Genomic DNA, 11428 nt, shown 5'->3' with positions numbered 1-11428 from the left:
GAGGTCCTCGCGAAGGTCAGGCTCGTCGCGACCAACGTGAAGAAACTCGTCAATAACAACTCGAACTGACATGGACAGGATCACGAGACACTAGTGCCCCAACCGAGGCAATCCGTGAAAGGGGAACCAAATGCGCATTGAACGAATCCTCGCCGCCGTCATCGCCACGGCAGCCCTCGCCGGACTCGGCCTCACAGGCGCCGTCACCGCCACCGCCGCCACCGCACAGGGTGCCCTATCCTACGTCACCCCTTCTGAGTGCATGCAGGGCGGCGGAATGCCCGATCTGGGGGACAACCTCTGCAAGGGCGGTACGCACAACGGGGAGCAGATCGACTAAACCTCACAAGGCGCCCCGCAGCCACGCGCCGCGGGGCGCTCCCGCGCGAGCGTAGCCGGGAGAGTCGCAGGGACTGTGCCGACCCGTCGGGCATGCTAGGTCCAGGGAGCCGCCGGAAAATAACTCCACGGTTTGGTAGGGGTGTTGGCCGGTAGGGTACTGGCTGTGTCGGAGGGGTTCGAGGCTGCGCTGGCGGATGTGTTCGCTGTGCTGTTGCCGCAGGTGGATGAGCGGCAGCGGCGTCTTGTTCTCGGTGCGGCGGCGCGTGTGCTGGGGCATGGCGGTATCCGGGCGGTGGCCGGTGCGGCGGGAGTTGCGGAGTCCACGGTGTCCCGTGGCGTTCGCGAGCTGGCGGTTGGCGGGGAGCCGACCGGTCGGGTGCGGGTGGAGGGTGGAGGGCGCAAGCGCCTGCGGGATGCGGATCCGGGCCTCATCCCGGCTTTGCTGACACTGGTCGAGCCGGACCAGCGGGGTGATCCGGAGTCGCCGTTGCGGTGGACAGTGAAGTCCACCCGCAAGCTGGCCGCCGAGCTGACGAGACAGGGACACCCGGTGGGCGCCGACACCGTCGCGGCCCTCCTGAAGGCCGAGGGGTTCAGCCTGCAGGGCACCTCACGCACGACCGAGGGAGCCCGCCACCCAGACCGGGACGCGCAGTTCCACTGCATCAACGACCAGGTCAAGGCCTACACCGCAGCGGGGCAGCCGGTCATCAGCGTGGACACCAAGAAGAAGGAAGTCCTGGGCGACTACGCGGTCGCCGGGCGTGAGTGGCACCGCGCCGGTGAACCGGTCCAGGTGCGTGCGCACGACTTCCCGGAGAAGGGAGCGGCCAAGGCGGTGCCCTACGGGATCTACGACATCACCGCGGACGCCGGCTGGGTGTCGGTCGGCTGTGACGGGGACACTGCCGCGTTCGCGGTGGCCACCCTGCGACGCTGGTGGGAAGGCGAGGGACGGCACCGCTACCCGCACGCCTCCCGGCTGCTGATCACCGCCGACGCCGGCGGCTCCAACGGCTATCGGGTCCGTGCATGGAAGAAAGAACTCGCCGACTTCGCCCACGTCAGCGGCCTGGAGGTGACGGTGTGTCACTTTCCTCCAGGCACTCAATGCCGTTGCTTGAGTGTGCCAAGCAGTTCACGGTGACGTTGTAGGAGCGCGGTCGTTGGACTCGGCATGCATCCGTGGGTGGGGTTGTCCGATCGTGTGCGGCTGGGAGTGGTGACCCGATGGGTGACCCAGGAGCTCGTCGCCGATGTGCTGGAGAAGTGCGGAGTTCGCGACAAGAAGCCCGGCGCCCTGCCGGCCGGGTTCATGGTCTACTTCACGCTCGCCCTGGCCCTGTTTCAGCAGGACTCCTACGACGACGTGGCGGAGCAACTGGTAGGCGAGATTGCCGAGTTGAGCGGGAGCATCCCCAACAAGTCCTCGTTTACGCGGGCGCGGAGGCGCCTGGGTTCACTGGTCCTGGAAACCACGTTCCGCGAGCTGGCTGGCCCGCTGGCTCCTGTCGGCCTGGGGAGAGCCTTCTACCGTGGGATGCGTCTGGCTGCGGTGGACGGGTTCGTGCTGGATGCGCCGGATACGACGGCCAACCGGGCCACCTTCGGAGGGCCAGTCAAGAACGGCCAGCCCGCGGGGTTCCCGCAGACGCGGGTGGTGACCCTGACCGAGTGCGGCACGCACGCGCAGATTGACGCGGCGGTGGGCGGGTTCAACGGCGGCGAGCCGGAGTTGGCGATCAAGATGGCCGAATCGGCCGCCGGGATGCTGGTGATCATGGACCGGGGCCTTCCCGGGGTGGCGTTGTGGAAGGCGTACACCGGGGCCGGGGCACATCTGCTGATCCGGGCCCGTTCGAGCGTCGCGGCGCGTCCGGTCCAGCGTCTGCCCGACGGTACGTACCTGGCGAGGATGAACCTGGCCGGGCAGAAAGGCGCGCATCCCGGCGGGGTGCTGGTCCGGGTGATCGAGTACCGCGTCGACGGCGGCGAGGTAGTCAGACTGTTGACCGATCTGTTGGACCTGGCTGCCTATCCGGCGGCGGAGCTGGCAGAGCTCTATCACTCGAGGTGGGAGGCGGAGTCGGCGTTCCGGCAGATCAAGACGTTTCAACGCGGGCCGGCCGAAGTCCTGCGCTCGGGAGACCCGGATCTGGTGCGGCAGGAGGTCTGGGCGCACCTGGTCGTGCACCACTGCCTCACGCAGATCATCGTGGGTCTGGCCGACGACAACGGGATCGATCCGGACCGGGTCTCGTTCGTCAAGGTCCTCAAGCACGCGCGGCGCAGTGTGGTCCGCCAGTGCGCGAACACACCCACGAAGATCAAAAAGTTCCTGGCCGTGCTGGCCGCGAAGACGCAGCGCAAGCTCGACAACGGCGCCAGGCGCCTGCGTGAGGCTGACCGGCACCTCAAACGGCCGGACTCGAAGTACTCCTCGAAACTGTCCTACCGGATCAACACCCGGGACCGGCGGCCAACACGGAAGGTCACAGCCAAGGTCATCACGTTGCAACCGACGATGATTCAGTAGTCAAACAACGGCATTGCGTGCCAGGCGGAAAGTGCATCACGGTGATGTCCAGCCCGGAGTCGTCGGACAGGGCGGCCAGGTCCATCTTGAACAAGGTGGAGTCCGCCGAGTTCGCCCCGCCGGCATCGGCGGTGATCAGTAGCCGAGTGGCTCCGGGGTAGTCCAGACGGCCTCGCTCGTTCCACCAGCGGCGGATGGACTCCGCCGCGAACGCGGCGGTGTTGCGGTCGGTGCCCACGTTCACCCAGCCGGTGTCCCTCCCGAGGTCGTAGACGCCGTACGGAATGGCCAGCGGGGTGTCGGGGCGGGTGAAGTCGTGGTCCGGGGCGGTGATTGGCTTGCCCTTGGGCCGGTAGGTGCGCCCGGGGCGGGCGAAGTCACCGATCGGCTCCTTCTTCTTCGCGTCCACGCTCACCACCGGCAGGCCCTCGGCCAGGAATCGTTCGACGGCGGCGTTGATGTGCCGGAACTGCTCATCACGGTCGGGAACTTGGTGGCCGGACCGGGTCTTGGCCATGCCCTGCAGGCTGAAGCCCATCTCATGCAACAGGTCACCCACCACCGGGGCGCTGACCGAGTGTCCGGCCTCGGTCAGCTCCCGGGCCAGGTCCCGCAGCGAGGCGGTGGTCCAGCGCAATGGTGAGACCGGGTCACCCAACTCGTGCGGCTCGATCAACGACTCGAGCGCCGCCACCAGGCCCGGATCACGCTCGGCGGCACTCTTGCGTCCACCGCCCGGTCGTCGCACCCGCCCCAGCACCTCCGCCCCACCCGCGAGCTCCTCCTGTCCCCGCGAGATGGTCGACTCCGAGACCTCCGTGAGTCCGGCCACGGCCTTGATCCCGCCGTGCCCCAACGCCCTGGCCTCGGAGGCCAGATACAAGCGCCGCTGCCGCTCGTCCAGATGTGGCAGTACCGCGGCGAACTTCACATCCAGTACCGCCAGGACCTCATCCGATATCCCCATGCCAGCCCGTATACCACCGCACGCACCGGATCCGTGCAAAAACCGTCAGTAATTCCCTTACGGCTCCTGGGCGCTGAACTTCGTCGCCGGAACGGTCTCCGAGAGCGCCGTCTCCTTCGGCGGACCGGTCACCGAACAGCAGGGCCGAAAACCATTCAAGGGGCTGGTGTTCCGAGGACGGCTGCTTGGAGGGGAGGACGCTTGCAGTGCCGCTACCGCGTCACCTTGATCTCCGTCAGGTCGACCAAGCACCACCACGGCAACCGGCCGTATCACGTGATCGCCGGACAGGACCCAGCTGCCTGTCCCCCGGGGGACAGGTGGGGGACACAACCTGATCAGCGGCGGGATACCTGCGGCCCCGAGTGAGACAAGCCGCCACTTTGGCGGCCTCCGTCGGGCGTGTCCCGAGCATGCAGAAATCCCCGCTGATCTGCTGTGTTAGCAGGTCAGCGGGGGGTTTCCCGTTCTGTGGCGGCGCCAGGGTTCGAACCTGGGGAGGCTGAGCCGGCAGATTTACAGAGGGCTCCCCCTGGCACGTCTGAGCTGCGGTTTCTCCGCAGGTGGGTGCTCTCGGGACACACCTGGGGGAAGGCATGGCCCGAGAGGCCGCACGCGCGGCCGGCCAGGAGCCAGAAATTTCGTCGCCCGCCTCATGCCGACGGAGAACAATTCCGGGTATGGGGACAGACATACACGGGTTCATCGAGTGCCGCTGGGATCGCTGGCTGGACAAGGACGACCGCAGCTGGTTCGGGGCCATCGACCTTTCGCATCTCTACAACGGGCGCGACTATGTCGCCTTCGGGTCCCTGTTCGGTGTCCGCGACGCCGCCTCATTCCGCGCACTCGCCGATCACCGAGGCCTCCCTCATGACGTGTCGAATGAGGTCCTCGCTGAGTTCGAGCCCTGGAGTGATGAACTGCACGGCGAGTCCTGGATCTCGTGGGCGGAGCTAGCAGCCGCCGACTGGGACGAGGTCGCAAACGAGGTCGATGGCTGTGTTCACGAGTACCGCCGGAGCTCTGACGGCAGCTGGAAGATGCACGGACGGAACTCCGGCCTCACCCGTTTTGCCGAACTGTCCGGCCTCACTGATGCCCCGCAACTCTACTGCGCGGGCAGCGTCTATCCAGAGAACACCGAGTGGCCGGACGGCGACCGACTCTTCCGCGTCGGCCGCCTACAGCGAAAGGACGCCGTGCCCGACAGCGAATGGGGTGCCGTCTGGTCGGTCATGCGCACGCTGGCGAACCTGCATGGGGACGAGGGAGTCCGCCTGGTCGTCTGGTTCGACGGCTGACTCCATCCAGCATCGGCCCTCGACCAGTGCACGCCAACGTCATGTCAACCGCCGACGTCAGCGAGGGCTGCATCTTCCACCTCTCACCTGCAGTTTCTCCTATGCCAGGCCCCCTGGGGATGGGCTGATGCCAGGAGGCGTCCTTCAGATGAGCCTCACACTGGTCTGGGATCAGGGGCTGAGCAGTCGGGAGGCATGCCGAGTAGTCGGCATCAACCTGCGGACCGGTAAGCGGTGGCGGAACGGACGTGCGGCGACAACTGGGGAGAAGGCCAGGCCCAGCGTGCGGCGGCCGATCTCGCCGGACGGTCCGTCGCGGTACTTGCGCGAGGCTGACCGCCTTCACATCGCCGACCGGCTGGTAGAGAAGGCATCCATACGGCAGATCGCCGCCGAGCTCGGTCGCAGCCCCTCCACGATCAGCCGGGAGATACGCCGCAACGGCATGCCGGTGCGCGCGGGATCCTCCCAGTGGGTCTACCGCCCTCACGCCGCACAGAGCCGCGCAGAGGCTCGTCGGCCCCGCCCGAAGACCGGGAAGACAGGACAGAACCCCGAACTGCGAGACTTCATCCAGCACCACCTCGAACAGCGGTGGAGCCCTGAGCAGATCTGTCAGGTTCTGCGGGCACGCTTCCCCGACCGGCCGGAGATGCACGTGACCCACGAGACGATCTACCAGGCCCTCTACGTCCAGGGCCGCGGAGAACTCCGCCGCGAACTCACCAGTGCCCTGCGGACCGGACGGGCCCGCCGACGCCCCCACCGCCAGGCACACAAGCGGCAGCCCCGGTTCACCGCCCCCATGGTGATGATCAGCGACCGGCCTGCCGAAGCCACCGATCGTGCCGTTCCCGGCCACTGGGAAGGCGACTGCATCGTCGGCGCCGGCCACCGCTCCGCGATCGGCACACTCGTCGAGCGCACGACTCGCTTCACCATGCTGGTGCACCTGCCCAACGGACACCGGGCAGAACACTTCCACCATGCCCTCACCGCCACCATCAGCCAGCTGCCGCCCCACCTGCGACGGTCACTGACCTGGGATCAGGGCAACGAGATGGCGGGGCACCAGCTCTTCTCCACCGCGGTGAACATGCCGGTCTACTTCTGCAACCCCGCCAGCCCCTGGCAACGCGGCTCGAACGAGAACACAAACGGCCTGCTCCGGCAGTACTTTCCCAAGGGCACCGATCTGTCCCTGCACAGCCGCGAGCACCTCGACACCGTGGCCGCCGAACTCAACAGCCGACCACGCAAAACGCTCGGCTGGAAAACCCCAGCCGAGCGTCTGTCTAAACTGCTCGCCACCACACGTAAGTGATCACGTGTTGCGACGACCGATTGAATCCGCCATCGGCTGGGGGCCTTTGCACTGGTGGGCGCGGACGGTTTCGAACCGCCGACATCTGCTTTGTAAGCCTGGCACCGGCCCCAGGGCGGTCTTGGCTGGTCAACAGCCGTACAACGGCACCAAGCCTGCCAGCGCATGCCTGCACCGCCTCACACCCCAATTGACCGTGGCTGACTGTTCGATCTGGCACGGATCTGGCACGCGCGACGCCCAGGGTGCGTTTCCCCTTGAGTGACCGGTTGGTGCCTACAGCTACAGCACGGCGCAGCTCACTGGCGTGCGGCTGTCCACGGCCCCGAACGGGCTTGCGAGCGTTCAGAAGCTGTTGGTGCATGCCGTCGGGGTGGTCACTCAGAAAGAAACGCACCCGATCCCGGGCAACCGAATCCGCCGAAACGGTGGTCTGGAGGGCGAGGGAGGGTGCTTGATGCAGGCCAAACAAGAGGCCGAGTTCCAGGAATTCGTCAGAGCGCGGTGGTCCCATCTCGTACGGACCGCGTATCTGCTCACGGGCGACGTGCACTATGCCGAGGACCTGACACAGACGGCGCTGGCCAAGGCGTACCGGTCATGGCGGCGTGTCTCACGCAGTGACAGCCCGGAGGCGTACGTCCGGCGGATCCTGGTCAGCTGCAACAGTGACCGGTTCCGCAAGCGGCGGGTGGCGGAGGCGCTGACCGCGGCGCCGCCGGAGGTGGCGGCGCGCGACGAGGCCGTCTCGTGGGCTGACGAGCGCAGCGCCCTGCTCGTGGCGCTGGCCGAACTGCCGCCGAAGCAGCGGGCGGTGGTCGTCATGCGCTACTGGGAGGACCTTTCTGAGGCGGAGGTCGCCGAGGTGCTCGGCTGCTCGCCCGGCACGGTCAAGAGCCAGGCGTCCAAGGGACTGGCGAAGTTGCGTACGTATCTGGGGCTCGCGCAGGTCATGGACGGACCTGTCCGCAGCCGAGCGTCGTCCGGGCAGGGAGGCAGCAAATGAACGAGGAGCAGGAGCAGCAAGAGAGGGGAACCGGAGGGGATTTCGAGGAGCAGTTGCGCGAGTTGCTTGCCGAGGACGCATACACGATCCGGCCCTCGCCGGTGCCGTATCCGGCGATCCGCCGCCGGGGCACGGTCGAGAGGCGGCGCCGTGTGGCGGCGGCCGGGGCGGCCCTGGTGACGCTGACGGTGCTGCCTGTCGGGGCGTACGCGCTGACCGGCGGGGGCAAAGGCGAGGACACGGCGGCGGCAACACCGTCGCTCAGCGCCACGCACCGGACACGGGCGACACCGACGCCCTCCGCGTCGCCGACGGTGCCCGCGCGGCCGGCCACGGAGGGCCAGCTCCTCGACGGAATCACCTTCGGGCAGGCCGCCGCCGGGCTGGAGAAGTGCCTCGCCTACGACCAGTCGAACGCACGCGGCCGAGACGACAAGTTCCACACGGACCTGGGCGCGGCACACGACTACCGGATCATGCTGGCGATGAAGAGCACCGGCGACTCCAACACGCCCGGCGACGGCATGTACGTCGTCGCGGTGAAGGAGCAGCCGCAGCGTATCCGGCTGATCTGCAACATCAAGGGCGGCGAGGCCCAGGGCCTCGGCACCAGCGTAGGATCCGACGGTCCGCCGGATGCTGGCCCCGTGATGGCCGACATCAACGGCGGCAAGCTCTACCAGCAGTCGTTCCTCGACCGCGGCAACTGGAAGCTCCCGTTCCGCTGGGGCTTCATCGGCACGGTCAAGCCGCAGGTGGCCCGGGTGACCGTCTCCTACGGCGGCGCCACCAGCCAGGCCGCCCTCGACCACGGCTGGTTCGTCGCCTCCGGCATCCTGAACCAGCAGGTCACCGTGGCCCCCCACATCAAGGGGTACGACACCGACGGCAAGCTGGTCTACGACTCCGACAAGGACAAGACCTACCAAAAGACGCTGCCGTAGCGCCGCCTGGCCGGGGGGTACCGCGCAGGGGACGGCACCCCCCGGCCGCCCATTCCGGACGCGGCGCTGGAAGCCGGACAAGGCCTGGCCACAGTAAGGCCGTTCAGCCCGGGTCCTGCGTGTCGGCAGTTCACCGTACCTGCGTTGCCCAGGTGCCGAAGGCCGCCATGGGGGCAAACGGGCGACACATGCCTCGCCGTCAGCACGACGGCGGGCCAGCCGCCGTCCCCAGGAAAAGTTGGGCGCGTTTCCTTTGGCACCGTTCCCACCGGCGACGATGCAGCGCGTCGCAAGCGTCCTCGCGGGGCGCCAGATCACCCGGGACGCTCAGTTGCCGCGTAGGACCGGCGTCGTGGATTGCGCAGGTACATAGTGCTCACCCAGGAAGAAAAGCACCCCGCCGCCCACACGTGCCTGGTAAGTTCGATCACGGCCCGGAGGCGGCCCCGGCCTACCGCTTGTGTGCTTTGAACCAGCGGATCGCAGCGATGGTGAGTCCGACGACAGCGGTGATCGTGACAGCTGTAGCGATCTTGGCGCCCGGAGGCATTGCTCCGAACACATGCGTCTCCATCGTTGAGCGGCTGCAATCGCCTGCAGATACACGCTCGGGTGCTCGCGTGGGATGACCATGGCATGCCATCCGGCGCTCGTGGCATCCAAGGCGAAAGTCTTGAGGATCGGGACCTCCCCCAAGGCCGGGTAGTTAGCGTTTTCACAGGTCACGCAAGAGAGTTGAAGGATTCCCGACGAAGAGCAACGGAGCTCGTTGGTACAGGCAGTCGTCCAAGACAGCTTGTCCCGAAGGAGCTCCGTTGCCCCGTCATTGTGTCCTGCCGTCTGCCCTGACTGCCATCACCCGTACGGTCACCGTGGCCGCGGGCCGGTTTGCTCCCGGACATCTGGGGGAGCTGACGGCCGTCGTGCCGTTCGAGCTCGTGGATGCGGTCCTTGCGGAGACGAGGGCGGTACAGAGGCGTCTGCGTGATCTTCCGTCGCGGGTTGGGGTCTACTTCCTGCTGGCGATGTGCTTGTTCCCTGAGGTCGGCTATCGCCTCGTCTGGGACAAGCTGACCGCTGGTCTGTCCGGGATGCCCGTGGTCTGTCCGTCGGCGAAGGCGTTGCGTGACCTGCGCCGGCGGATCGGCAGCGCGCCGGTGCGGGCGTTGTTCGAGGTGCTGGCCGGGTTGCTGGCCCGGCCGACGACGCCAGGGGTGCGTTTCGGTCCGTACCGGACGGTGTCGTTCGACGGTTGCAGTTCGCTGAGGGTTCCCGATTCCGAGCGGAACCGGGCCTGGCTGGGCAGGACTTCGCATCATGGCTATCCGACGCTGGAGTTGATGACTTTGATCGAGACCGGCACCCGGGCCTTGGTCGGTGCTGTGTTCGGCCCCACCGCCGAGGGTGAGACGAGCTACGCTGGTCGGCTGCTGCATCTGCTGCGGCCGGACATGCTGGTGCTGTGGGACAAGGGATTCGACAGCAACGCCTTCCTCGCGGCGGTCACCGACACCGGCGCCCAGGTGTTGGGCCGGCTCCGCAGCAACCGGCGCACGCCTGTCCTCACCCGCCTCGCCGACGGGTCCTACTTGTCGGCGATCGGCGTCGTGAAAGTGCGAATCATCGACGCACAGATCGCCGTAACCTGCGCGGACGGCACATCCTTCACCGGGTCCTACCGACTGGTCACCACCCTGACCGACGCCCGCCGTTACCCCGCCACCGCACTGGTGGGCCTCTATCACCAGCGGTGGGAACACGAATCGGCGTACTACGCGCTCCGCCACACGATCATGGACGGGCGCAACCTGCGCTCGGGCGACCCGGCAGGCATCGAGCAGGAGATGTGGTCCCTGCTCACGCTCTACCAGGCCTTACGCACCGTGATGGTCGACGCCGCCGAATCCCTCCCCGGCACCGACCCGGACCGCTGCAGTTTCAGCGTTGCGCTCCACACCGCCCGTGACCAGGTGATCCAGGCCGCCGGCATCGTCACCGCGGACACCGACCGGGGCACGCCCCTCGGGACGATCGGCCGCCGGATCCTAACCGGCCTGCTCCCGTCCCGCCGACAACGGGTCAGTACCCGCAAGGTCAAGTCACCGATGTCCCGCTACAGCGAGCGACGTGACGACGGCCGCCCCGACACCAGCCGCACCGTCACCTGCCTCGACGTCACCGTCCTTGAGCCCGTGGATCATTCACCCGCACTGCCCTCGGCCTCCCGGGACGACCGGCACGCTACCCCTGCCGCGCGGCGCCGACACCGCATCCTGGCCTTGCTCCAGAAAGACCCCACGCGTCTCTGGCAGCCCCGCGAAATCGCCGCCCACTTCGGCGACATCACCCTGGAGACCATGTACAGACAACTGAATCGGTGGGCCGCAAGCGGCCTCATCCACAAGCTCGGCCCCGGCCTCTACGCCGCAACACCATGGTCTCCAGCCCCACTTGCGTGACCTGCGAAAACGCTAACTACCCGGCCTTGGGACCTCCCCCTGAGTGGTGGACACTCTGACGCCGACCCCGGTGGGGGTCGGGAGAGGGTGACCGATTATGGTGATGAAGGTCTATTCGCCCGAGTTCAAGGCCGATGCCGTGGCCCTGTTCCACTCGGACCCCGATCTCACGATCGCGCAGACCGCGCGTGACCTGGGGATCAATGCGGAGACCCTGCGGAACTGGATCCGCGCCGACCGCGTCCGCGGCGGCAGCACCACCGGCATGACCAGGAAGAACGTGACCAGCACCACCCCGGCCTCCGAGGCCACCCGCGAGGAGCTCGAAGCCCGCGTCCAGGCCCTGGAGGCCGAGCTGAAGGCCGCCCGCAAGGAGAACGCCACCCTCGCCACTGAGCGGGACATCCTGCGCAAGGCGACAAAGTTTTTCGCCTCGGAGATGACCTGGTAGGGAGCCGTAAATTAACTACTGGCTGCTTCGATCATGTTGTCGTGCTGCTCGATCACGCTCTTCAGGGCTTCGAGGGTGCGCGGGGGGTGGGTCTG

8 protein-coding genes and 2 pseudogenes are annotated in these 11428 nt (G+C 67.3%); 9 read left to right on the top strand and 1 reads right to left on the bottom strand.

The window, feature by feature from the left end; translation table 11 throughout:
• Positions 1–130 precede the first annotated feature (130 nt).
• From ACFU8W_RS51020 to ACFU8W_RS51010, 3 genes and pseudogenes are all read left to right on the top strand, one after another.
• The gene (locus ACFU8W_RS51020) at positions 131–340 is read left to right on the top strand and encodes a hypothetical protein (protein WP_345519809.1); all 210 of its coding nucleotides are present in this window, start codon (positions 131–133) and stop codon (positions 338–340) included.
• A 159-nt stretch (positions 341–499) separates the two neighbouring features.
• Positions 500–1450: pseudogene (locus tag ACFU8W_RS51015) on the top strand (ISAzo13 family transposase); the annotation flags it as partial.
• 69 nt (positions 1451–1519) lie between these two features.
• The gene (locus tag ACFU8W_RS51010; RefSeq protein ID WP_384052669.1) at positions 1520–2878 is read left to right on the top strand and encodes an IS4 family transposase; all 1359 of its coding nucleotides are present in this window, start codon (positions 1520–1522) and stop codon (positions 2876–2878) included.
• A gap of 16 nt (positions 2879–2894) precedes the next feature.
• Here the strand turns inward: ACFU8W_RS51010 and ACFU8W_RS51005 are convergent.
• Positions 2895–3845 (bottom strand): annotated as a pseudogene (locus ACFU8W_RS51005) (ISAzo13 family transposase); the annotation flags it as partial.
• Between the two features lie 680 nt (positions 3846–4525).
• On the opposite strand from ACFU8W_RS51005, the gene ACFU8W_RS51000 reads away from it, so the two are divergent.
• The 6 genes from ACFU8W_RS51000 to ACFU8W_RS50975 all read left to right on the top strand — a co-directional run bounded on the left by ACFU8W_RS51000 (position 4526) and on the right by ACFU8W_RS50975 (position 11333).
• Positions 4526–5149 carry a hypothetical protein gene (locus ACFU8W_RS51000; RefSeq protein WP_384052668.1) on the top strand — a complete coding sequence of 208 codons (624 nt, stop codon included), beginning with the start codon at positions 4526–4528 and terminating at the stop codon, positions 5147–5149.
• A 148-nt stretch (positions 5150–5297) separates the two neighbouring features.
• Entirely contained in the window at positions 5298–6473 is a 1176-nt protein-coding gene (locus ACFU8W_RS50995; protein WP_384052667.1) for an IS30 family transposase, read from the top strand.
• 457 nt (positions 6474–6930) lie between these two features.
• Positions 6931–7479, top strand: coding sequence for a SigE family RNA polymerase sigma factor (locus ACFU8W_RS50990; RefSeq protein ID WP_384052666.1), 549 nt, complete (start codon positions 6931–6933; stop codon positions 7477–7479).
• Positions 7476–8423 (top strand): hypothetical protein, encoded by a 948-nt coding sequence (locus ACFU8W_RS50985; protein WP_384052665.1) that lies wholly within the window; start codon positions 7476–7478, stop codon positions 8421–8423. Before ACFU8W_RS50990 ends, ACFU8W_RS50985 begins: the two co-directional genes overlap by 4 nt.
• Positions 8424–9256: 833 nt before the next feature.
• Positions 9257–10882, top strand: coding sequence for an IS4 family transposase (locus ACFU8W_RS50980; protein WP_384052670.1), 1626 nt, complete (start codon positions 9257–9259; stop codon positions 10880–10882).
• Positions 10883–10985: 103 nt separating this feature from the next.
• Positions 10986–11333 carry a transposase gene (locus tag ACFU8W_RS50975; RefSeq protein WP_384052664.1) on the top strand — a complete coding sequence of 116 codons (348 nt, stop codon included), beginning with the start codon at positions 10986–10988 and terminating at the stop codon, positions 11331–11333.
• Positions 11334–11428 lie beyond the last annotated feature (95 nt).

The sequence above is a fragment of the Streptomyces sp. NPDC057565 genome, assembly GCF_042801455.1.
Taxonomy (GTDB): domain Bacteria; phylum Actinomycetota; class Actinomycetes; order Streptomycetales; family Streptomycetaceae; genus Streptomyces; species Streptomyces yanii.
Note: the sequence above shows the minus strand (reverse complement) of the source record. Positions and strands in the feature narration are given on the sequence as shown.